Origin of the sequence: Planococcus koreensis (assembly GCF_004761975.1) — a bacterium.
GTDB classification, from domain to species: Bacteria; Bacillota; Bacilli; order Bacillales_A; family Planococcaceae; genus Planococcus; species Planococcus koreensis.
This window is the reverse complement of the sequence record NZ_RQII01000042.1, coordinates 1-21274: the sequence shown is the minus strand read 5'-3', so window position 1 is coordinate 21274 and position 21274 is coordinate 1. Positions and strand designations below refer to the sequence as shown.

Annotated in this window: 24 protein-coding genes; 18 read left to right on the top strand and 6 right to left on the bottom strand. The window is 49.7% G+C overall.

Features of this window, described 5'->3' with window-relative positions; genetic code table 11:
* Positions 1-62 precede the first annotated feature (62 nt).
* A complete protein-coding gene (locus EGV91_RS10010) occupies positions 63-272 on the top strand; it encodes a hypothetical protein (RefSeq protein ID WP_241666166.1) in 210 nt (69 codons plus the stop codon).
* Positions 273-299: 27 nt separating this feature from the next.
* Here the strand turns inward: EGV91_RS10010 and EGV91_RS10005 are convergent, their stop codons facing one another.
* Positions 300-605: a hypothetical protein gene (locus EGV91_RS10005; RefSeq protein ID WP_135503310.1), complete on the bottom strand. Its 306-nt coding sequence runs from the start codon at positions 603-605 to the stop codon at positions 300-302.
* Positions 606-739: 134 nt separating this feature from the next.
* On the opposite strand from EGV91_RS10005, the gene EGV91_RS10000 reads away from it, so the two are divergent.
* Positions 740-1423, top strand: a complete 684-nt coding sequence (locus tag EGV91_RS10000; RefSeq protein ID WP_135503308.1) for a hypothetical protein — start codon at positions 740-742, stop codon at positions 1421-1423.
* 83 nt (positions 1424-1506) lie between these two features.
* Here EGV91_RS10000 and EGV91_RS09995 read toward each other — a convergent pair whose 3' ends face one another.
* The 3 genes from EGV91_RS09995 to EGV91_RS09985 all read right to left on the bottom strand — a co-directional run bounded on the left by EGV91_RS09995 (position 1507) and on the right by EGV91_RS09985 (position 3893).
* Complete coding sequence (locus tag EGV91_RS09995) at positions 1507-2217, bottom strand: hypothetical protein (protein ID WP_135503306.1); 711 nt, start codon at positions 2215-2217, stop codon at positions 1507-1509.
* Between the two features lie 27 nt (positions 2218-2244).
* Positions 2245-3510, bottom strand: a complete 1266-nt coding sequence (locus EGV91_RS09990) for an erythromycin esterase family protein (RefSeq protein ID WP_135503304.1) — start codon at positions 3508-3510, stop codon at positions 2245-2247.
* 116 nt (positions 3511-3626) lie between these two features.
* The gene (locus tag EGV91_RS09985) at positions 3627-3893 is read right to left on the bottom strand and encodes a GNAT family N-acetyltransferase (protein ID WP_135503303.1); all 267 of its coding nucleotides are present in this window, start codon (positions 3891-3893) and stop codon (positions 3627-3629) included.
* Positions 3894-3989: 96 nt separating this feature from the next.
* Between EGV91_RS09985 and EGV91_RS09980 the strand changes: the two genes are divergently transcribed.
* Complete coding sequence (locus EGV91_RS09980; protein WP_135503301.1) at positions 3990-4886, top strand: catalase family peroxidase; 897 nt, start codon at positions 3990-3992, stop codon at positions 4884-4886.
* A 34-nt stretch (positions 4887-4920) separates the two neighbouring features.
* Here EGV91_RS09980 and EGV91_RS09975 read toward each other — a convergent pair whose 3' ends face one another.
* Positions 4921-6411 carry a glycine betaine uptake BCCT transporter gene (locus EGV91_RS09975; protein ID WP_135503299.1) on the bottom strand — a complete coding sequence of 497 codons (1491 nt, stop codon included), beginning with the start codon at positions 6409-6411 and terminating at the stop codon, positions 4921-4923.
* 85 nt (positions 6412-6496) lie between these two features.
* Complete coding sequence (locus EGV91_RS09970; protein ID WP_135503296.1) at positions 6497-7054, bottom strand: SLOG family protein; 558 nt, start codon at positions 7052-7054, stop codon at positions 6497-6499.
* Positions 7055-7207: 153 nt separating this feature from the next.
* On the opposite strand from EGV91_RS09970, the gene EGV91_RS09965 reads away from it, so the two are divergent.
* The 15 genes from EGV91_RS09965 to EGV91_RS09895 all read left to right on the top strand — a co-directional run bounded on the left by EGV91_RS09965 (position 7208) and on the right by EGV91_RS09895 (position 21160).
* Positions 7208-8158 carry a threonine/serine dehydratase family protein gene (locus EGV91_RS09965; RefSeq protein ID WP_135503293.1) on the top strand — a complete coding sequence of 317 codons (951 nt, stop codon included), beginning with the start codon at positions 7208-7210 and terminating at the stop codon, positions 8156-8158.
* 161 nt (positions 8159-8319) lie between these two features.
* A complete protein-coding gene (locus EGV91_RS09960) occupies positions 8320-9093 on the top strand; it encodes an SDR family oxidoreductase (protein ID WP_135503290.1) in 774 nt (257 codons plus the stop codon).
* 16 nt (positions 9094-9109) lie between these two features.
* The gene (locus tag EGV91_RS09955; protein WP_135503287.1) at positions 9110-9706 is read left to right on the top strand and encodes a TetR/AcrR family transcriptional regulator; all 597 of its coding nucleotides are present in this window, start codon (positions 9110-9112) and stop codon (positions 9704-9706) included.
* The gene (locus EGV91_RS09950; RefSeq protein WP_135503284.1) at positions 9684-10562 is read left to right on the top strand and encodes a 3-hydroxyacyl-CoA dehydrogenase family protein; all 879 of its coding nucleotides are present in this window, start codon (positions 9684-9686) and stop codon (positions 10560-10562) included. The genes EGV91_RS09955 and EGV91_RS09950 overlap by 23 nt, the downstream gene beginning before the upstream one ends.
* 5 nt (positions 10563-10567) lie before the next feature.
* Complete coding sequence (locus tag EGV91_RS09945) at positions 10568-11347, top strand: enoyl-CoA hydratase/isomerase family protein (RefSeq protein ID WP_135503281.1); 780 nt, start codon at positions 10568-10570, stop codon at positions 11345-11347.
* Positions 11348-11362: 15 nt separating this feature from the next.
* A complete protein-coding gene (locus EGV91_RS09940) occupies positions 11363-11770 on the top strand; it encodes an acyl-CoA thioesterase (protein WP_135503279.1) in 408 nt (135 codons plus the stop codon).
* Between the two features lie 3 nt (positions 11771-11773).
* Entirely contained in the window at positions 11774-12862 is a 1089-nt protein-coding gene (locus EGV91_RS09935; protein ID WP_175580296.1) for a phosphotransferase family protein, read from the top strand.
* Positions 12852-14627, top strand: a complete 1776-nt coding sequence (locus tag EGV91_RS09930) for an acyl-CoA dehydrogenase family protein (RefSeq protein ID WP_135503276.1) — start codon at positions 12852-12854, stop codon at positions 14625-14627. Before EGV91_RS09935 ends, EGV91_RS09930 begins: the two co-directional genes overlap by 11 nt.
* 11 nt (positions 14628-14638) lie before the next feature.
* Positions 14639-15613 carry a quinone oxidoreductase family protein gene (locus EGV91_RS09925; protein ID WP_135503273.1) on the top strand — a complete coding sequence of 325 codons (975 nt, stop codon included), beginning with the start codon at positions 14639-14641 and terminating at the stop codon, positions 15611-15613.
* A gap of 128 nt (positions 15614-15741) precedes the next feature.
* Entirely contained in the window at positions 15742-16653 is a 912-nt protein-coding gene (locus tag EGV91_RS09920; RefSeq protein ID WP_135503270.1) for a ketopantoate reductase family protein, read from the top strand.
* A 110-nt stretch (positions 16654-16763) separates the two neighbouring features.
* Entirely contained in the window at positions 16764-18500 is a 1737-nt protein-coding gene (locus EGV91_RS09915) for a carbon starvation CstA family protein (RefSeq protein WP_135503267.1), read from the top strand.
* Between the two features lie 75 nt (positions 18501-18575).
* The gene (locus EGV91_RS09910) at positions 18576-18833 is read left to right on the top strand and encodes a cory-CC-star protein (protein ID WP_135503264.1); all 258 of its coding nucleotides are present in this window, start codon (positions 18576-18578) and stop codon (positions 18831-18833) included.
* Between the two features lie 24 nt (positions 18834-18857).
* Entirely contained in the window at positions 18858-19790 is a 933-nt protein-coding gene (locus EGV91_RS09905) for an ArsA family ATPase (protein ID WP_135503262.1), read from the top strand.
* A 5-nt stretch (positions 19791-19795) separates the two neighbouring features.
* Positions 19796-20779 carry a zinc-binding dehydrogenase gene (locus EGV91_RS09900; protein ID WP_135503259.1) on the top strand — a complete coding sequence of 328 codons (984 nt, stop codon included), beginning with the start codon at positions 19796-19798 and terminating at the stop codon, positions 20777-20779.
* Positions 20780-20851: 72 nt separating this feature from the next.
* Positions 20852-21160, top strand: a complete 309-nt coding sequence (locus EGV91_RS09895; protein ID WP_135503256.1) for a DUF4870 domain-containing protein — start codon at positions 20852-20854, stop codon at positions 21158-21160.
* The last annotated feature ends 114 nt before the right edge of the window (positions 21161-21274 follow it).

The following is a 21274-nucleotide window of genomic DNA, read 5'->3' as shown; positions in this document are numbered from 1 at the left end:
TAAGGCCTGCTTTATCCGGGAAAAACTCAGTAAAAGAGTAAGAACAAGAAAGGGCGTTGAAAATGGATAAGAAGCGAGAGGAAGAAGAAACGGTTGAACCGGTAGGAACAGAAGGGATAGAGGAAGTAGAAGAAGAAACAGAAGAAGAAACTAAAAACGATGATTCGTATTTCGATAAAATCTATAGCAATGTAGCGTCAAATCGCTACGAGAACCTGCGGACAAGCTATATTGAAAACAAAGCGAAGGCATTGCGAAAAAAACATAAATAAAGATCAAATGCGAAGCGCATTCGATCTTTATTTTTTGCGTGGCGCTTTGCTGATTTCTTCGGAAACAGCGAAGGCCAGATCGTCGTTGCCGAACATCTGAAGGATTTCCAGCATCGTGTCGTCGCCCACTTCGATTTCTTCCGGTTCGGCAGCGTTTTCTTCTATAGCGAGAAGCAATGCCGGGTTCTTTTCCTGATGGGGATAGGCTTGCTGGTAAAGTGCAACAGGGTCCAATTGGCGGGCCGCGCACCAGTGGACAAACAGCTGGATCATCGTGTTTTCATCTTGCTGGTATTTCTTGATGATGTATTCTTCGCGGTTTTCGAATTCCATTTTCAGCACATCCTTTGCAAATTGTTTTCTTGTCCTACTATAGCAAAACAGCCAATTCGAGTACATGCATGGACTTCTATGTTCATTTACTCTAGAATAAACGCGAGAGCAAAGCTAAGATCGGAGGGCATAACATGAAATTATTGCAAGTAAGGAAGGGACAATTCGTCTACTTCAACAACGAGCTGCATAAAGTGTATTCGGTAAAACCATTGGCTAAAAAGTCGGTGCTGATGTACCGGATCAAAGACATGGAGCAGTTTGAGAGCAAGGCGGAAGATGTAACCTTCTATAAGCCGAAACACATGGATTCGTTCATGCTGATGGGGACGCGCTATACATTGCGTGAAGACCTTGAAGCAGAGCAGGGCGGCTATATTTTCATCTCGAAGCCGGACCCGGATTATACGGACCACTATGCATTGAACGAATTTGAGAGAGTTGAATTGGTGGAAGGCAGAGACGTTATCACAACTCGCCAGAACACGGTAAAAGCGAAAGAGTTTTTCGTCATGGCGCCAGGCCAAGAGCCGGGAAGCAACGATATCGCTTATTACGACAAATCCAAAGTGCCAGCAGAGCAGCTTGAAAAAGATGCGGGGCTGGAAGAGGAATTGAAAGAAAAGAATGCCATCAAACCTTCTATCGGAGATGTCTACCTGAATCTTGAAAATGGCGCAACCACTATGGTCGTGGCGATTGAACAAGATGTGGCCACAATGGGTACAGGCGATAAGATGACATTCAGCCAATTATACAAAGCGGATAATTGGAGTTTCCTTTATTCCCTCAACTCAGGAGCGGATGAGTTAGTATAATGAAAAATGCGGACCAAAGCGGTCCGCATTTTTTTATGCCTTCATCCGGAAATGGAAAGAGTGCCGCGTAAGCTATTCCGCCATTATTCAGGCGCAATCGCCATGAATTCCTGGGCCATCGAGTAGAATCGGGCACCGTGGCCTTCGGCAGCTTCCAGGAAATATTTTTCACTCAAGGTAAAGCTGCCTTGCTGCCCATCACTGACAACGTAAGCGTTGATGACTGGGTCATCCCATTCCTGGCCGCCATTCGCGATGCCGTGAAGCAGAAATCCTTCAACAGGTTCCTCGACTTTTTCCGTCTCTTTCAAGTCTGGAAAGACAGCTTTTAAGTGTTCGGCAAGCTCCACGGCCCGATCAGCTGGTGCAATGTCAGGGGTATGCAGGATTGCCATCGATACTTCAGGATAGCCTTCCGGCAACGCTTCTTTTGGAACAATCATGTCCGGATCCGCTTCTTGTCCGGACACCATTTTATAGCGTTCTTCATCGATGTATATGATATACGATTCATTTTTGCCGATATGAAGGCGGCCGGTGATTTTTTCTTCGGTGCCTTCAATTTGGACCACCAGTTCCTTTTCAGCAGGGAAGCGCTCTTCGATTGGAAGGGCGGGTTCCTCTACAGGTTTGGAAACTTCCCCTGTAGCAGGCGGCTCGGGTCCTTTCGCAGGTGCGTTGGAGCCTTCGAGCCGGTCAAGGAAGCCAGTTCCGGTAATAAACATAAGCAGCAAAGCTAGAGCAATCATCAGGACGGTAGCTGTAATCAGCATAAGACTTCGTTTTTTGTCCATCGTATTCTCCCCCCAAAGAGAAACTTGTCATAGAATCGGTTTTTCAATCGGAATCGGAGTCAACGCTGTCGTTTCATTGATGAAAATGAAGGCATCGTAGCGCTGGGATATTTTCGAAGGCACGTAATTGCCACGGGCTTCATATTCAGGATGGTAGACGACGCCGATTGCACGGTGTCCGACCCAGCGATTGAAGAGAGCATGATTGTCCTCGCCGAAAAGCAGCAACTTGTCGTGGGCACCGGTGCGGTTCAGCAATTCTTCCCACGAATTGAGGCGCGCGGGAGGGACGGTCATCTTCTGGAAAGGCGCTCCCCAAGATCTTGCTGCAATGACTGAACCCATATAAGTGCCGAAGCCGACCGCGAAAACGCCCTCGGCATGCAATTGTTCGCGCATCAGCTGCCCCACATTGACCATGCCTTCTCTGTGCATATCGGTGGCGCGGGCGTCTCCAATATGGGTATTGTGTTCCCAGATGATGATTTTCGCATCCCTGCCATGGGAATCCCTGATTTCGTTTATGGCCTCAGCCATATGCCCATCCCGGACATTCCACGACAAGGTGTCGTCCCGCACCATCGCGCTGTAATAATCTTCTGCATTTCTGGCGACGAGTGCATTGATTTTCAAGCTGAGTGCGGTTTCCCATTCATCTTTATAAAGTGCTTCGTCTTGCCGCAGCGCTGACAGCAACTTGTCGACTTCTTCGATGCACCGGTTGAATGGGTGGATGGCAGACATCGCATACTTTTCCGGATCTCGGCTGAACGGCTCAAAGCAGGCGAGTGCTTTTTTCGCCAGTTCCAGATGGCTTCCGGAAAGGTCCGCTGCGGAGAGATGCCGGATAATCTCCTCCATCGATTCCCATAAACTATAAAGGTCGATTCCGTAAAACCCCGTCTTCTGTGCGCTTTGATCATTGTGCAGCCGCAGCCATCCAACGAAATCGGCGACTTCTTCATTGGCCCACATCCAGGTCGGCCAGCGGTTGAAAGCCTGCAGCACTTCACGGCTTTCTTGTTCAGCATCAGTATAAGCTTTGGCGTGGCGGTTGACAGCATGCGAAGGCGGCCAATCGCCTTCAACGGCAATGATGGTAAACCCCCGTTCCTGGATGAGCCTTTTGGATAATTCGGCACGGATTGTATAAAACTCGGAAGTGCCATGGGTCGCTTCTCCGAGCAAAACGATTTTGGAACTGCCGATGGCATCGACAATCCTGTTCAAGTCTTCGGAAGACCGGTAAGGCAGGGCGTGTTTCTTTATGGCTTCTTCAAGCGATATATCCACAACTAAAACCCCTTTCTATTCCGCTATTACTCTTGGTTTTCCCGTATAGCCGCAATTGAAACGAGGTCCGTTAAAGGGCATAAAAAAACATCCGCTCTTGGCGGATGTCCGATGATTTACTGCAAGACGTCCTGAAATTCCGGAGTCTTTTCGATAACGCCATTGGCGAACGGGCATTGCGGATCAATGCATTTGCCTTCTTGGCGCGCATAATTTACAACATGTTCGACCAGCTTTTTGCCCATTCCCTGGCCTTCAAGCTGAGGCGAAACTTCCGTGTGGTCAACCGTCAGAACATTGCCGCTTGGAACGTATGACAACACGCCGAGTTCTTCGCCGTCTTTTACAATCGTAAATTTGTTTTCACTGTGTTTGATATCCATGTGATTTCCTCCTCTAAAAATATGCCTTCTTTAGTATTCCCGAAATACTTAAAATTATTCACGAGCGGGTATATCTTTTAATAAAGAGGTGATCGCATGGAGAAAAAGCAATTGGCTGGGATGGCCATCGACCGCATTGAGAAAGTTTTCGGCAAGCATAACGGATATCGCCGGGCGCATGCCCGGGGCGTCATTTATGAAGCGGTGTTCACAGCTACGGGAAATGCGGCGCATCTGCAAGCGGGCGAAACAAGAGCAGCCGTACGTTTCTCGCACAGCTCGCCCAATCCGGTGTGGACCGACGCGATGTCGCCTGTCAAAGGGATGGCTGTGCAGTTCCAACTGCCTGGCGGGAGGCTGACGAATATCGTCGGCGTAAATGCGCCGGTTTTTTTCGCCAAGACACCGGAAACCTTCACTGAAATGCTGGGCCTTGCGAAGTCGCTTAAAAATGGCAGGCTGCCGTTGCGGACATTGGTGAAATTGCTGGTCAAATATCCGGACAGCCGTGCAGCCATCAAAGTATTGCGGAAAATGCATGCCCCCGCAAGCTTTGTGAAAGGGCGCTATTATGCTATGCACGCGTTTTATTTCATCGATCATAAAGGCAACCGCACACCCGTTAAATACGAATGGGAACCAGATGCCGGAGTTGCGGCATTATCGCCAAAAGATGCAAAAGCGATGGAATTCGGGCATTTTGAACAAGAGCTTGAAAGCCGCCTGAAAAAAGGGCCGGCTGGCTTCCGTCTGAACATCATCATCGGAGAGCCGGGCGACCCAACCGATGATCCGACAAAAGAATGGCCGAAAGAGCGGCGGAAAATCGTCGCGGGGCATCTGGAAATCCGCGGCAGCCAGCTGCAAGATAATGGCATCCTTTTTGATCCGACGGCAATGGTTCCAGGTATAGCGTGTTCGGAAGACCGGATTCTTGCATTCCGTTCATTGGCCTATTCTATTTCCCATGCAAGAAGGACGGAAGGAACGTAAAAAAGAGCTGTCGAGGATTTCTCGACAGCTCTTTTTATTTACGGGTCCTGTTGGTTTTCATCTCCGTATTCAAAGCTTTAAACAGGGACACAATCATTAAGATCATGACCAGTGAGAACGGCAGAGCTGCTGCGATGATGGTGTTTTGCACAGCGGCTAATCCGCCGACTGCCAGTAAAATGGCTGCGACCGCGGATTGTGCAATGCCCCAAAGGATTTTGATCTGGTTGCTTGGGTGCAGCGAGCCTTTTGTCGACTGCATGCCAAGAACAAATGTCGCAGAGTCAGCCGACGTGATGAAGAACGTGCTGACCAGCAAGATAGCGACGATCGACATAGCGAATCCGAGAGGCATTTCGTTGAACATCGCAAACAAGGTCTGTTCAGGAGGGAATCCTGCCAAATCGGTCCCGTTCTTCTGCAAATCGATGGCCGTTGTGCCGAATGCCGCAAACCATAACGCTCCGAAAATGGTCGGCGTCAAGACGACGCCAATCAGGAATTCGCGGATGGTACGGCCTTTTGAAACGCGTGCGATGAACATGCTGACAAATGGTGCCCAGGAAATCCACCAAGCCCAGTAGAAAATCGTCCAGTCATTGAGCCATTGGCGATTTTCTGCATCAAGCGGAGCTGACTGGAAACTGAGGCTGATCAAATTCTGTGCATAATTGCCGAAGGTTTCGGTGAACATATTCAAAATGAGCAAAGTCGGTCCGAGGACAAGCACTAAAATCAGCAGGATAACAGCCAATACCATATTCGTATTGGACAGGTACTTGATGCCTTTATTAAGCCCGGACCATGCGGAACTGATGAACAATACCGTTACGACAGCGATGATAAGGAATTGCACGGTTGAACTTTGCGGCACTCCGAAAAGGTATGCAAGCCCGCCGTTAATTTGAGCAGCGCCAAAGCCGAGTGAAGTGGCAACTCCGAAGACGGTTGCGAAAACGGCGAGCACGTCGACGAGTGTGCCGAGCGGACCTTCCATTTTCTTTCCGAAAATCGGCTTCAGTGTTGATGAAATTAACGCAGGCTCTCCTTTGCGGAATTGGAAGAATGCGAGTGCCAATGCTACGATGCCGTACATGGCCCATACATGAATTCCCCAATGGTAATAAGTGCGCTGCAAGGATTCCTTGAATGCGGCGTCAGTGCCTGGTTCGGCAGTGGCCGGCTGTACAGCGAAATGGCTAAGCGGTTCGGATGCTCCGTAGAAGACGAGGCCGATCCCCATTCCCGCCGAGAATAGCATGGAAATCCAGGAAATGGTCGAGAATTCCGGGCGGTCTGAATCTTTGCCCAACCGGATTTTGCCGTAAGGGCTGATGATGATGATGAATGTGAAGACTAAAATCAACGCCATAAGCATTAAATAATACCAGCCGAATCCTGTATCGATGAAAGACCGGATATTGCCTGTGATTTTTTCAAAGGCTTGTGGTGCGATGACGCCAAAGGCGACGGTCAAGATGACTAAAGCGAATGTGATGTAAAATACTTTCGAAGCTTTTTTCATAGTTTCTCCTTTTGTGGATATTTTCTAGATGACATTTAAATTTATCGAAAAACCATCTTCAGGTCAAACGATATGGCCGAGTAGTTCAGTCCCACTCATTCATTTGTTCTTCCTCAGCCGCAATGCGCAAGTCGTCCGCCGTTATCGTGAACACTTTGTAATCGTGGGTTTCTGCGTATGCTTCGGCATCCCGTTTCGTGAATTTAGGGGAACCATCCGTTTCCTCGTCATAGACAATGAGCATGGCGTCTGAGTTGCGTAGGAAAAATTTGCTTTTTTCAATGAACTGCCATGGCGCCTCATATGGCCGGTTGGTGAGGCTGCGGTGAAAATCCGCCAGCTCCAAGATCATTTGGTATTTTTCTTGCTTGGATTCATTCCATTTCTTTTCCTGATCGACAAAAGGGGTGAGGATGGCGTATTGCAATTGAGGAAACTCGTCTTTCAAATCAAGCACCACTTCCGCTGCCCATGTTTCTACGCCGAGCTGGCCGCTTAAAATCACCCATTCAAGACCTTCGTCCAGAAACACCCGAAGCCGGTCTTCGAGGGTTTTTTTGATGATGCGGATGCCGGGGTTTTTGTCGTCAAAAATGCCAAGTTCATGCTGCTTGTAACCGGTCACCACTAAACGTTTAATCATTGTAAGCTTCCTTTCTATCTTTTCTTTCAGTATATACTACCCGCTGGATATCAAGAATAAAGCTAAATTGCGAAACAACTTAGGTTCACCATCCAACGATTATTGTTTTTCAGAATTGTGTTAAAATGAGGGCATAATAAGGAGGCGTTAGCTATGGTGGACCTCGAAAGCGTAAAAAGGGCTCAAATGAACATTGCGGATATTATCCACCGCACACCGATTTTAAGTTCTGAACAATTCGATCTGGCAAGCGGCAACAAGGTTTATTTTAAAGCGGAGCATTTGCAGAAAACAGGTTCTTTTAAAATCAGGGGAGCTGCTAACGCCGTCAAAAATGCGGTGCGGGATGGAGTAGCATCGATTACAGCTGCCTCTTCAGGCAACCATGGCCAAGCGGTAGCCTATGTGGCAAAACAGCTCGGCGTCCAGGCTGTCATCGTAGTGCCGGAAACTGCCAGCCGGGTGAAAGTGGCAGCCATTGAATCGTATGGCGCGGAAGTGGTCTATTGCGGCACGACTTCCGCTCACCGGATCCCGAAAGCGCAGCAATTGGCCGCGGAAAACAACGGCGTCTATATTCCGCCTTACGACCATGAAGACATCATGTCGGGACAAGGCACCATCGGGCTCGAACTGCTTGAGCAAGTGGAAGGTCTCGATGTCATCCTCGTGCCAGTCGGAGGAGGCGGATTGATCAGCGGCATCCTCGCGGCTGTGAAAAACGTGAATCCCGGCATCAAGGTAATCGGCGTAGAACCTGAAGAGGCGAATGATACGTGGCTGTCGCTCCAAAACGGCCGCATCACATCGATCCCGGAAAGCTTTACCATTGCCGATGGGCTGCGGACATCTCAACCCGGAGCCATGACCTTTCCGGTTTTACAGCAATACCTGGACGGCCTTCTATTAGTGTCGGAAGCCGACATTAAAAAAACGTTTCAATTTTTAGCGGAAAGAACCAAGCAGCTCGTGGAGCCGTCCAGTGCAATGGCGGCAGCCCCGCTCTTGTTCGGGGAATTGAAAGATGCGAATCTGAAAGCTGCGGTGGTGCTGTCTGGAGGCAATGTTGATTTAAAAGAGCTGCAAGCAATTTTGCCAGAATAGGTGGCTGGAGAGTTCTGCTCTCCAGCCATTTTTTATAGGGGCGTTAAAATTCCCTTGGTCTTGCATTCGTCAAATGAAAACGTTAACATTAATTTAAGTATTCTGAACATACCAACTAGTTAGTATGTGAGGAACGGTTAATTTGGATGGGGGAATGGCAGATGAACGTTATGGACCTTTTTAAATTGGACGGCAAGACGGCTATTGTGACGGGAGGCGGACGAGGGCTGGGCGCGCAAATTGCCGAAGGCTTTGCCGAAGCTGGAGCAAATGTGGTGCTGTGCTCAAGGAAAGTGGAAGCCTGTGAAGAAATGGCGGAAAAATTGAAAGCAAAAGGGGGAAGGGCGCTGGCGTTGGAATGCGACGTCACCAAACCGGAAGATGTTGAGAATGTCGTCAAGAAAACGCTGGAAGAGTTTGGGGCGATTGATATTCTCGTCAATAATTCAGGCGCGACATGGGGAGCGCCGGTGCTGGAGATGCCGCTCGATGCTTGGCGCAAAGTCATCGATGTCAATATCACCGGGACATTTCTGATGAGCCAGGCAGCGGGTGAAGCAATGGTCAAGCAGGGCAGCGGGAAAATCATCAATATCGCATCAGTTGCAGGGCTTGGCGGGATTGATCCGCGGTTAATGGACACTATCGGCTACAACACCAGCAAAGGAGCAGTCATTACGTTTACGAAAGACTTGGCTGCTAAATGGGGCCAGCACAACATCAACGTCAATGCGATTGCGCCTGGATTTTTCCCGACAAAGATGTCGAAAGGACTTATTGAAAGGGGAGGCAGCGGATTATTGGACCTAACACCGCTCAATCGTTTCGGTACAGAAGAAGATTTGAAAGGGGCTGCACTATTTTTGGCATCTAAAGCTTCAGATTACGTGACGGGTGATGTCATCATTGTCGACGGCGGCATGCACGCCATCTAGAATGCGGGGGCTGGAGATGAAAACGAAACTGAAAGAGGGAAGCATCCGGTTGTTTGAAGAAAAAGGGTTCAGTGCGACATCGGTGCAAGACATTGTCGAAGCTGCTGGCGTGACGAAAGGGACGTTCTATTATTATTTTCAAAGCAAAGAGCAATTGCTGATGGACATCCATTCGGATTATATCGGCGACTTGCTTATGCGGCAGGAGGCTATTCGGCAGTCAGAGGCAAGCAGCCGCGAAAAGATTACTTCCATCATTGGCTTGCTGATTGTCGACATTGAGCAGCACGGCCCAAGCGGACGTGTGTTTTTCCGGGAAATGCGCCACCTGAAACAAGCCAATGCAGAGGCTGTGAAAAGAAAGCGGGAACAATTCCGCATGAATATTGAAGAGCTGCTGCGTGATGGGGTGGCATCCGGAGAATTCAGGCGCCAAATCCAGCCGGACATGGCAGCATTCGCGATTCTGGGCGTCACCAATTGGAGCTATCAATGGTTCAATCCAGCCGGCAGCATCCCAGCCGAAAAGCTCGCTGAAATTTTCAGCGATATGCTATTGAATGGCATTATGAGCGAAGGAGGAAAAGAACATGTCGGAATTTCAAATCACTAAAATATGCGTCGTCGGAGCAGGGCAGATGGGACAGCAGATCGCAATGCTTTGTGCGTTGGGCGGCTTCCAAACAACATTGAACGACGTCAATGCTGAAGCATTGCGCAAAGCGGAAGGTGCGCTCCGAAAGGTAATGGATCAATGGGTCGCCAAAAAGAAATTGACGGAAGAAGAAAAAAACACAGCATTCAGCAATTTGTCATTTACGGAAAGTCTGGAGGCAGCAGCTGGCGACGCAGATTATGCCATCGAAGCAGTTGTAGAGAAATTGGATGTAAAGCGTGGGATTTTCGAACGTTTAGACCAGCTTGCACCGCCTCATGCCATTTTGGCATCCAATAGTTCGACCATCGTCAATTCGCTCCTTGCTGAAGCGACGGGCCGGCCGGATAGGGTCTGCAATATGCATTTCTTTTTCCCGCCGCTTGTCATGGACTGTGTGGAAGTCGTCATGAGCGATGAAACATCGGAAGCGACAGCCCAAGTTTCGATGGAGCTCTGCAAACGCATAAACAGGACCGGTGTTTTGCTGCGCAAAGAAATTTCGGGTTTTGTGGCGAACCGTTTGCTGGGTGCGCTGCAAAAAGAAGCGCTCCATTTATACAAAGAAGGCATAGCGGATTTCAAGGAAATCGATTTGATTGTGAAAAAAGCGCTGCGCCATCCTATCGGCCCGTTTGAATTGATGGACTTGTCGGGCATCGATATCGTCTACGACGTCATGCAGCAGCAATACGCAGAAACAGGCGATCCGGCAGACAAACCGGCGGACTTCATCAAAGAAAAAGTGGAAAATGGCGAGCTGGGCCGGAAAACAGGCAAAGGGTTTTACGATTATCAGAAAGTGGAGGTGTAAGCGGAATGGCGCAACTTGTACATATAGAAAAAGCTCAGGGCTATGCGGTGGTCACAATCGTGAATCCGCCGATGAACGTCATCAGCAGCCAAGTGTTCAAAGAGCTGGATAAAGCGTTCGGCGAGTTGGGAGAAGACGTGGGCGTCAATGCGGTTATTCTTACTGGCCAAGGTGAAAACGTATTCGCTGCAGGTGCGGATATCAAAGAGTTCCCGAACTTGATCGGACAGCCTGCACTGAAGGGCAAGTTCATGGAAACGCATGAGATTTTAAATCGGATCGAGTGCTTTGAAAAGCCGGTGATTGCCATGCTGAACGGACTGACATTCGGCGGGGGATGCGAATTGGCGCTGTGCTGCGATATTCGGATTGCCGAGGACCACGCACAAATCGGACTTCCAGAAATAACGCTCGGGCTGTTTCCAGGCGGAGGCGGGACACAACGGCTGCCGCGCCTTGTTGGAGAGGCGAAAGCCAAGGAATTGATGTTTACGGGACAAGCTGTTTCTGCAGCGGAGGCGGAAAAAATCGGCCTTGTCAATAAAGTCGTCCCGAAAGGTCAGGGCATGGAAACGGCCAGGAAAATGGCGCAGCGCATCGGGGGCTTTTCGCTTCCTGCTTTGTCCCGCATCAAAAAGGCGGTTGGCGAAGGAATGGAACTGACGGTCGGGCAAGGGGTGGAACTTGAAGCTGGGTTGTTCGAAGAAGTGTTCCAGACGGCCGATGTCCGGGAAGGCGTCCAGGCTTTTATCGATAAAAGAACACCGCAATTCCAAAACAAGTGAAGGGGTGCAGCAAAGATGGCAGCGCATGAAATCACGGTGAAAGTCCGCTTCAGTGAAACGGATGCCCTCGGGCATGTCAGCAATATCAGTTATTTCATCTATTTGGAAGAAGCCCGGATTGAATTGTTCAGGGCGCTGGGGTTTGAGATGGAACTTGAAAAGTGGAACGTCATCTTGTTGTCGGCAACCTGTAATTTCACCAATCAGGCATTTTTTGACCAGAAGTTGAAAATCAGTTCATTTATCACCAAAATCGGCAATTCGAGTTTCATGATCGGCCACCGGATTGAGGATGCTGAAACCGGCCAATTGATTGCGGAAGGCGAGGCGGGCGCTGTGTGTTTTGATTTTAAAAAGCAGAAAAGTGAACGCTTGCCGGACAATATCCGCAGCCAGCTTGAGAAGTATGTGGAAGAGGTGTAAGAGATGGCAAAAACTCTGAACGGAACGATAGCGGTACGGCCAGGAGAAGAACTGGACAGCGCCAAGCTGCATCAATTTCTGAAAAGCACGATTAGCGGGTTGTCTGAAGGTGAATTGGAAATCCGCCAATTTGGTGCCGGGCATTCGAATCTGACTTACGCATTGGCCATCGGCGGATGGGAAGGGGTATTGAGGCGTCCGCCGCTTGGGCCCGTAGCGCCGAGGGCTCATGACATGGAACGCGAATTCACCATTCTTTCCGCATTGCATCCACTTTTTCCAGCTGCACCGAAGCCATACGTTTTTTCGCATGATACGAAAATCGTCGGCAGTCCGTTTTTTGTCATGGAAAGGCGGCATGGCGTCGTGCTCGACACGGAATTTCCGCAAGGCGTTGAGCCGTCTGCGGAATTAGGGCGCCGGATTTCCGAGTTGATGGTGGACCAGTTGGTAGAGCTGCATGCCATCGATTATAAAGGGACAGCGCTCGCTGAACTGGCGAAGCCGGAGGGGTTCATGGAGCGCCAAGTGACAGGATGGATCAGCCGCTACGAACGCGCAAAAACGGACGATATACCGGAAGCGGAAGAATTGGCCGCTTGGCTGCTTGCGCATATTCCGAAATCGCCGGAACCTGCTATCATCCATTACGACTTCAAATTGAACAACACGATGTTTTCCGAAGACTTCAGTGAGATCACCGGCTTGTTCGACTGGGAAATGACGACAGTTGGCGATCCGCTGGCCGATCTTGGCGCAGCAATGAGTTATTGGATGGAAAAGGATGATCCGGAAGCGCTGAAGAAAGGTTTTGGGAAAGCGCCCGTGACAGTTACGGAAGGGTTTTATACGAGGCAGGAATTTATCGAGCGTTATGCGGAAAAAAGCGGGCGTGACGTGTCGAATATCGATTTCTACGTGACGTTCGCAAGCTTTAAATTGGCGGTTATCTGCCAGCAAATTTATTACCGGTACAAAAAGGGGCAAACCGCTGACAAACGGTTTGCGCAGCTTGCCCCGTTCGTGGAAATCCTCATTAACCACGCCCTTAAGACGGCGAAGAAAAAGGAGGCAGGCGGAAATGGTCAGTGATAAAACTTTGGCATACCGGGGCGGCAGCTTTTTATATAGAGCGCCGTCTGCAGAAGGGGTGTTCACGCCCGAAGACTTTACAGAAGAACACCTAATGATTTACAAAACGGCGAAACGTTTTTTGGAAAACGAAGTACGGCCGCATAACGAGAAAATCGAGCAGCAGGATTTCACGCTGGTCAAGACGTTATTGGATAAAGCAGGGGTACTTGGTTTGCTGGGACATAGTGTGCCGGAGCAATACGGAGGACTCGGATTGGATAAAATCAGCAAAGGCATCGTCGGGGAAGCGCTCGGACCGGCTGGCGGCTATGGCGTCGCGCATTCGAATCACACGTGCATCGCCACATTGCCGATCACGTATTTTGGTACGGCTGACCAGAAGGCCCGTTATTTGCCGAAGTTGGCATCCGGTGAATTTATCGGTGCATACTGCCTGACAGAGCCGAATGCAGGATCGGATGCCTTGGCAGCCCAGACGACGGCAACATTAAATAGCGAGGGAACCCATTACTTGCTGAACGGCACGAAGATGTTCATCACGAATGCGGCGTTTTCCGATACGTTCATCGTTTACGCAAAAGTGGACAATCACGCTTTTACGGCTTTTATCGTCGAAAAGGATTTTCCGGGATTGGCGCTGGGGGCTGAGGAACAGAAAATGGGCATCAAAGGCTCATCTACCCGTTCAGTGATTTTCGAAGATTGCCAAGTGCCGGTTGAAAATCTGCTGGGTGAAGTCGGAAAAGGCCATGTCATTGCGTTGAATGTCCTGAATCTGGGCCGTTTCAACTTGGGCTCGGCGACGATGGGGGCAGCCAAATACGCGTTGGAGCTGACTGTGAAATACACGAAAGAACGCCGGCAATTCGGTAAAGCGATTGCGGATTTCACTGCAACGCAAGAAAAAATCGCGGGCATGGCGATGCGGATTTATGCGGCGGAATCGCTGCAATACCGGACAGCAGGGCATCTCGAAGATGCATTGGAAGGGCTGTATGATGCAGAGGACCATGGACTGATCGCCAAGCGAATGATGGAATACGCAACGGAATGCGCCATCTGCAAGGTATACGGTTCAGAAACTTTGGATTTTGTGGCGGACGAAGCGCTCCAATTGCACGGAGGCTATGGCTATATTAAAGAATACAAAATCGAACAGATTTACCGCGATTCACGCATCAACCGGATATTCGAAGGCACCAATGAAGTGAATAGGCTGCTCATCCCAGGGAATCTTCTGAAAGCGGCTGGAAAAGGGCAAATACCGCTTGAAGCCGCTGCCGCGCAGGCTATGGAAGAAATGCAGACTCCCAAAGTCGGTTCAATCAGCGTTATTTCCCGGGAAATAGAAGCGGTGCAAGCGATTCGCCGCGTCTTTCTGTTGTGTGCAGGCATCGCCTACCGGACATACGGATCCAAATTAGCGGATGAACAGGAAACATTGATGAACTTGGCCGATATCGCTATTGGTTTATTCGCTGTTGAATCGGCTGTCTTGAGAACAGCGAAAGCGATAGACGTTAATGGCGAACTGCAGGCGGCTTTGAAAATCGAGATGGCAAATGCACTGGTAGATGAAGCATTGCTGGAAACTGAATTCAACGCCCGGAAGCTTCTTCAAGGCACAGCTTCTGAAAGGGAGCTGCATGATTCTGTTCCTGCCATTACGAAAGAGTTGAGCAGGCTTCAGCGGTCAGGAGCCAAAGCAGCGAAACGCAGCATTGCACAGAAAATACTGGCGGCGGAACAATTCACGTCATAAGGAGGAACAAAATGAAAGTCATCAAATTTGAAGAATTCGGCGGACCCGAAGTCCTGAAATGGAGCGACGCGGAAAAACCGCAGCCAAGAAGCAGCGAAGTATTGATTGAAGTGAAGTCGAGCGGCGTCAATTACGCGGATACGGCCAGGCGCGAAGGGCAGTATGTCGTGCCGACTGCGCTTCCGTATGTGCCGGGTTCGGAAGTGGCTGGCGTTATTGTGGAAACAGGGAACGATGTCCGGAATTTCAGCAAAGGACAGCGCGTGGTGGCATTGATCGAATCCGGCGGCTATTCGCAATACGTGGCAGTTGACGAGCGGGTGTTGACGCCGGTTCCGGATAATGTCGATTTCGACCAAGCGGTAGCATTGCCGCTGCAAGGGTTGAGTGCTTATCATATCCTCAAGACAATGGGACGCCTCGCACCGGGCGAAACCGTGTTGATCCACGCGGCGGCAGGCGGAGTTGGCGCAATCGCTGTGCAATTGGCAAAAATCTTCGGTGCCAGCAAAATCATCGCCACGGCAAGCACCGATGAAAAGTTGGCGCACGCGAAAAAGATGGGTGCGACGCACGTCGTGAATTATTCGGAAGACGGCTGGGTGGAGAAAGTAAAAGAGATCACCGAAGGAAAAGGCGTTGATGTTGCCTTGGAAATGGTTGGCGGAGATGTCTTCAACCAAACGGTGAAATGCCTCGCCTCATTCGGCCGACTTGTGATATTTGGAGCGGCGAGCGGCCAGCAAGCCACGTTCAATCCTGGCCAATTGATGCGCAAGAACCAATCCGTCATCGGATTTTTCCTGCCACAGATCATGCGCAACCCGGTGCTGTTCCAACAAAGCTTCAAAGAGTTGCTCGGCTATATGGCGAGCGGGCAGTTGACGCTGACGATAGGTGGGAGTTACCCGCTTGAAGAAGCGGCGCAGGCCCATCAAATGCTGCAGGGCCGGAAGACAATCGGCAAACTCGTGCTCAAGCCTTGAGTGTGGAAATGTGCATATACGGAAAAGGCAGGCGCAGCAGCGCTCTGCCTTTTTTTATGGACCGCAGTAAAAATCCTTGGGGTATTTGCAAGAATAATGAGACAATATAAAGAAGGGAGAGGGTTAATATGAAAATTTTAATAGTTGGAGCCGGAGGAATCGGCGGTTATTTTGGTGCGAGGCTGATGGAGACTGGACAGGATGTCACTTTCTTAGTCCGCAGCCGCAGGAAAGCGCAGCTTGAGCAAACCGGCTTGAATATCAAAAGTGTTAACGGTGACGTCAAACTGGTCCCGAAACTGATTACCGCTCAGCAGCAAGAAGAACAGTTTGATCTGGTCATTTTAACGGTAAAATCCTATCAGCTGGAAGACGCAATCGAAGACATTCGTCCGTACGTAGGCGTAGACGGAATGATTCTTCCGTTATTGAACGGGATTTCACATGTCGATGACTTGGTGGCGGCGTTCGGAGAAGAGCGGGTGCTTGGCGGGCTTTGTTTCATCGAAACCACGCTCGACGAAAACGGCACAATCGTCCAGACGAGCCCGATGAATCAGTTGGTCTTTGGTGAGCGATCAGGAAAAGAGACCGGCCGCATCCTCGAAGTGCAAAGAGCGTTCGAGGGCACAAAAGCCGATTTTTCCCTGAGTGCGAATATTGAACAGGATATGTGGCATAAATATTTGTTCATCACAGCGATGTCAGGCATTACTGCGGCAATGGAGTCGCCGATCGGCCCCATTCGCGATTTGGAATCCGGCCAGCGCACCATTGCAGCACTCTTGCAGGAACTTGTGTCAGTCATGAAAGCGATCGGCGCCCCTGTAAAAGAAACGATTGCGGAAAATCAGCTGGCCAAGATCAATTCGCTTCAGCCTGGCATGAAATCATCGATGCAGCGCGACATGGAGAAGGGGCAGGCAATCGAAGCCGACCACCTGCAGGGATATCTTTTGGAGAAAGCAGCAGCTGAAAAAATTGCCGTCCCGGTTCTTGACGCGATTTATACGAAATTAAAACTTTACGAAATAAATTAACGGAATAATTGAACAATTCCTCTGAAAACGTTTACATTCTTCTGGAAGTTATTTATGCTTGAAGAACAAGCGTGTACGTGGCTTGAAAAAATGACGAGGAGTTGAGGTGCTTGAATGCAATCGCGTTAGCGGCAATCGGAATTTTTGTATTCATTTTAGGTTACCGGTTTTATTCGAAATTCGTCGCGGAGAAGATTTTTAGATTGGATCCGAATTACGTCACACCTGCTCACAAATACAAAGATGGTGTGGATTTCGTCCCGACAAACAAATTTGTTTTGTGGGGCCACCATTTTACGTCTGTAGCGGGAGCTGCGCCGATCCTTGGTCCGGCGATCGCGGTTTATTGGGGCTGGCTGCCTGCGGTTCTATGGGTTGTGCTGGGAACGGTTTTTGCAGCGGGGGTCCATGATTTTGGAACTTTGGTGCTGTCTGTCCGCAATAAAGGGCAGTCGGTCGGGACCTTGGCGCACCGATTGATCGGCCAGCGCGGGAAAGTATTGTTTCTCTTTATCATCCTCATCCTGGTGCTTATGGTCAACGCTGTATTCGCTTGGGTAATCGCGAACTTATTCATCTCATTCCCGGCCAGTGTGCTGCCGGTCTTCATCCAAATTCCGTTGGCGGTGTGGATTGGCCATGCAGTTTATAAGAAAAACAAGAAAATGCTGGTGCCTTCACTTGTAGCGCTGGCGGTCATGTATTTTACAGCCGTCATCTCAAGCCAAGTGGATTTCCTGCAAATCGATTTGGTCCGCTATATGGGTGGAGAAGAAGGTGCAGGATTATTCGGCCTTGGTGCCATTTCGACGGCGTTCTTCATTTGGATCATCGTCTTGATGATCTACGTTTATATCGCGTCTACATTGCCGGTTTGGCAATTGCTTCAGCCGCGCGACTTTATCAACTCACATCAATTGATCGTCGGATTGGGCATCTTGTACCTTGGGCTATTGTTTACGAATCCGGACATCACAGCGCCAATTTCAAACCCTGACGCAGATGTTTCCTGGTTCCCGCTGTTATTCATTACCATTGCCTGCGGCGCGATTTCCGGCTTCCACGGGCTTGTGTCATCCGGGACTTCATCAAAACAGCTCGATAAAGAAACCGATGCCCGTTTTGTCGGCTATTTAGGAGCTGTAGGCGAAGGGGTTCTGGCCTTAATTTCGATCATTGCGGTTATCACGTTCTTCCCGGACCGTGAAGCATTTTTTGCAACCTACAGCAGCTTCCAGGCGTCGAGCGGAGCGGGCCTTGGCGCATTTATCCAAGGGGCCTCGAAATTGGCTGAAGGGTTGTTGATCCCTGGAGAAGTCGCTGCGACCATCGTATCCATCATTGTCGTATCGTTCGCTGCAACGACGCTCGATACTTCTGTCCGCTTGATGCGCTACATCATCTCGGAGCTGGGAGTCGAGTACAACATTCCTTCATTGGAGAAAAAACACGTCGCGACAACAATCGCAGTCGTGGCAAGTGCGGCACTTGTGTTGATTCCGGAAGGGCCTAACGGCTTCGGCTCAGGCGGATACTTGCTGTGGCCGTTATTTGGTACATCGAATCAGCTATTGGCCGGCATCAGCTTATTGTTGATCTCGATTTGGCTGAGAAAACTCGGGCGAAATTACATGATCACCATCATACCGATGATTTTCCTTATGTTCATGACGCTATGGGCGATGTTCCAGCAGGTATTCCTGCAATGGGCTTGGTACGCAGATTCGCCTAATACATTGCTCTTCGTTTTCGGTGCTATCATTTTCGTCTTTACGCTGTGGATCATCTTGACAGCGGCACAAGCGCTGCTCAGCAAAAAAGATCCTGGATTTGAAGAGATTGAATAGACGGGTTTGGCTGCCGGAAGGGATCATGTACGCTGTGATCCCTTCTCTTTATACATATGAAGGGGGTGTGCAGACATGCTTGATAAGCTGAAAAAACTGATCGCTTATTACGAAGAAGTCTTGGAATTGCCGCACCGCACCGAAATCGCGCGCGAATTGCGTGCTGAGGATGACATGTTCCTGTTGATGCTGTATTCGGAAATGCTCGGGATCCCGAACCCCGTCTATTATTATACGCTTGAATTGTACCCGTATATGATTGAAGAATTTCACGATTGGCATTTGCGGATGGGGATGGAAAAATCTCCTTTAAGCGGCATCCGCTGCTGTTGAACATTGAGGAAGTGAGGGGTACTAATGGATGTCTTAACAAAAAGCATCATCTTTGTCGGCGGCAAAGGTGGGGTCGGGAAATCAACTTCGGCAGCCGCAATCGCTTGGAAATCGGCTAAGGAAGGCCATAAAACCTTATTGGTTTCCACCGATCCGGCGCATAATGTCGGCGACATCTTTAACCGTGAAATCGGCGGCAAGACCATCGAAATCGCCGACAATCTCTTTGCTCTTGAAATCGATCCGGAAATCGAAACGGATAATTACATCAAAGGGGTAAAGGCGAACATCAAAGGGACGGTCCATACGAGCATGATGGAGGAAGTGAACCGCCAGCTCGATACGGCGAAAGCTTCTCCTGGCGCGGATGAAGCGGCGTTGTTCGACAAACTGATCCATATCATTTTGGAAGAGCGCAAAAATTTTGATAAGCTGGTCTTTGATACAGCGCCGACCGGGCACACCATCCGTTTGCTGACGCTGCCTGAATTGATGGGCGTGTGGATCGAAGGGCTGCTCGAAAAAAGGCGGAAAACAAATGCAAACTACACGGCGCTCTTGAATGACGGCCAGCCGAGGGAGGATCCCATTTATGAAGTGCTGCGCGAACGCCAGGAACGGTTTTCGAAAGCACGCGACATCCTGTTGAACGAAAAGGAAACCGGCTTCATCTTTGTGCTGAATCCGGAGCGCCTGCCGATTCTGGAAACGAAAAAAGCCTTGGAGCTCTTGCATAAATACCATCTGCACGTAAAGACGCTGATCATAAACAAGGTGCTGCCTGAAGAGGCGGATGGCGAATTTTTGATGGAACGGAAAAAGCACGAACAGAAGTATCTGGAGCTGATCAAAGAAACATTTCCGAAGCAGGAATTGATTTTTATTCCGTTGTTCTCGCAAGATATCATCAGCATGGAGCAATTGGAACTGTTCAGTGCACAATTTACGGAAGGGTGACGCAATTGAAAGCATTTGTTATGGAAGCAGGGCAATTTAAATTGAAAGACATGCAAGAGCCGGAGGCGAAAAGCGGCGAAGTTGTCGTCCGTTTGAAAACAGCGGGCATCAACCGCCGCGACCTTGGGTTGCTGAAACGTTATGGCGACAATCCTGAGGCATTGGTGGTCGGTTCTGACGGAGCGGGCATTATTGAGTCGGTGGGTGAAGGGGTGATGGTTTTTTCCGAAGGGGACGAAGTCATCATCAACCCGGCATTGCGCTGGTTTGCCAATAGCGACGCACCGCCGGCGGAATTTGATATTCTCGGCATGCCGGACCACGGGACGTTCGCTGAGAAAATCGCGATTTCTGCCGAGCAGATCGAGCGCAAACCGGCCCATATGAGCTGGGAAGAAGCGGGTGGCCTCGTGCTGCCGGCGCTGACAGGATACCGTGCACTTTTCACAAAAGGGCAATTGGAAAAAGGGCAGACTTTGTTCATCCCGGGAGCGGGCAGCGGAGTGGCGACATTCCTCATTCAGTACGCGAAAAATACCGGAGCCCGCGTCATCGTGACATCGCGCAGCGAAGAAAAGCGCCAACATGCGCTGCGCATCGGAGCAGACCGCGCCATCGCAACAGACAGCAACTGGGTTGAAGAATTAGCAGACGAAACCGTTGACCTGGTCATTGACAGCGTCGGCGGCGCCACATTCAACCGGTCGTTGGAAGCGCTGAAAAAAGGCGGGCGCATCGTCATTTTCGGTGCGACCACTGCAGACAACGTCGATTTCAATTTGCGCAGCTTTTTCTACGGCCAATACCAATTATTCGGCTCAACGATGGGTTGCCGCGAAGAACTGCGCGACTTGATTGCCCATATGGAACAATACACTACGCATCCAATAGTCGATAAAACTTTTGCTTTGGATGAAGCCCAGGAAGCTTTTGATTACCTGGCTGCCGGCAAGCAATTCGGCAAAGTCGTTTTGCGCATCAGCGAATAAATTCTTGAAACTTTTCAGCCGCTCCTCCGTATAATAGGTAAGAAGCAAGAAAATTGACTGGAGGTCAAGAGGATGGAAAACACAGGGTTGAAAGTGCTCGTCCACGCCAGCGCGTTCTTTGCGCCATTTTTAGTGCCGTTTATCGTGTTCCTGATTACGAGCGACCAAGAAGTGAAGAAATTGTCGATTCAGGCATTGCTGTTCCAGCTTGCGATGGGCGTGTTGATCTTCATTTCAAGTTTGCTGATATTTGTCATCATCGGCATTCCGATGATCATCATTTTCGGTTTGATGACGATCATCGTGCCGGTTATGGGCATCATCAAAGCATTGAACAACGAAAAATTCGATTATCCGATTGTCGGAGCATGGTATCAATGAAAAAAGCCCCTCGAGGGCTTTTTTTATTGGAATAAAATCGGGTGAGAAGCGTATTTTGCTGGTTATGGGGCGTATTTTAAGGTTTGTAGAGCGTATTTCGCCCGTTGCAGAGCG

Excerpts from the sequence above, each read along its gene's own strand:
- EGV91_RS10010 (WP_241666166.1), top strand. The coding sequence starts at position 63 with ATGGATAAGAAGCGAGAGGAAGAAGAAACGGTTGAACCGGTAGGAACA.
- EGV91_RS10005 (WP_135503310.1), bottom strand. The coding sequence starts at position 605 with ATGGAATTCGAAAACCGCGAAGAATACATCATCAAGAAATACCAGCAA.
- EGV91_RS10000 (WP_135503308.1), top strand. The coding sequence starts at position 740 with ATGAAATTATTGCAAGTAAGGAAGGGACAATTCGTCTACTTCAACAAC.
- EGV91_RS09995 (WP_135503306.1), bottom strand. The coding sequence starts at position 2,217 with ATGGACAAAAAACGAAGTCTTATGCTGATTACAGCTACCGTCCTGATG.
- EGV91_RS09985 (WP_135503303.1), bottom strand. The coding sequence starts at position 3,893 with ATGGATATCAAACACAGTGAAAACAAATTTACGATTGTAAAAGACGGC.
- EGV91_RS09980 (WP_135503301.1), top strand. The coding sequence starts at position 3,990 with ATGGAGAAAAAGCAATTGGCTGGGATGGCCATCGACCGCATTGAGAAA.
- EGV91_RS09975 (WP_135503299.1), bottom strand. The coding sequence starts at position 6,411 with ATGAAAAAAGCTTCGAAAGTATTTTACATCACATTCGCTTTAGTCATC.
- EGV91_RS09970 (WP_135503296.1), bottom strand. The coding sequence starts at position 7,054 with ATGATTAAACGTTTAGTGGTGACCGGTTACAAGCAGCATGAACTTGGC.
- EGV91_RS09965 (WP_135503293.1), top strand. The coding sequence starts at position 7,208 with ATGGTGGACCTCGAAAGCGTAAAAAGGGCTCAAATGAACATTGCGGAT.
- EGV91_RS09960 (WP_135503290.1), top strand. The coding sequence starts at position 8,320 with ATGAACGTTATGGACCTTTTTAAATTGGACGGCAAGACGGCTATTGTG.
- EGV91_RS09955 (WP_135503287.1), top strand. The coding sequence starts at position 9,110 with ATGAAAACGAAACTGAAAGAGGGAAGCATCCGGTTGTTTGAAGAAAAA.
- EGV91_RS09950 (WP_135503284.1), top strand. The coding sequence starts at position 9,684 with ATGTCGGAATTTCAAATCACTAAAATATGCGTCGTCGGAGCAGGGCAG.
- EGV91_RS09945 (WP_135503281.1), top strand. The coding sequence starts at position 10,568 with ATGGCGCAACTTGTACATATAGAAAAAGCTCAGGGCTATGCGGTGGTC.
- EGV91_RS09940 (WP_135503279.1), top strand. The coding sequence starts at position 11,363 with ATGGCAGCGCATGAAATCACGGTGAAAGTCCGCTTCAGTGAAACGGAT.
- EGV91_RS09935 (WP_175580296.1), top strand. The coding sequence starts at position 11,774 with ATGGCAAAAACTCTGAACGGAACGATAGCGGTACGGCCAGGAGAAGAA.
- EGV91_RS09930 (WP_135503276.1), top strand. The coding sequence starts at position 12,852 with ATGGTCAGTGATAAAACTTTGGCATACCGGGGCGGCAGCTTTTTATAT.
- EGV91_RS09925 (WP_135503273.1), top strand. The coding sequence starts at position 14,639 with ATGAAAGTCATCAAATTTGAAGAATTCGGCGGACCCGAAGTCCTGAAA.
- EGV91_RS09920 (WP_135503270.1), top strand. The coding sequence starts at position 15,742 with ATGAAAATTTTAATAGTTGGAGCCGGAGGAATCGGCGGTTATTTTGGT.
- EGV91_RS09910 (WP_135503264.1), top strand. The coding sequence starts at position 18,576 with ATGCTTGATAAGCTGAAAAAACTGATCGCTTATTACGAAGAAGTCTTG.
- EGV91_RS09905 (WP_135503262.1), top strand. The coding sequence starts at position 18,858 with ATGGATGTCTTAACAAAAAGCATCATCTTTGTCGGCGGCAAAGGTGGG.
- EGV91_RS09895 (WP_135503256.1), top strand. The coding sequence starts at position 20,852 with ATGGAAAACACAGGGTTGAAAGTGCTCGTCCACGCCAGCGCGTTCTTT.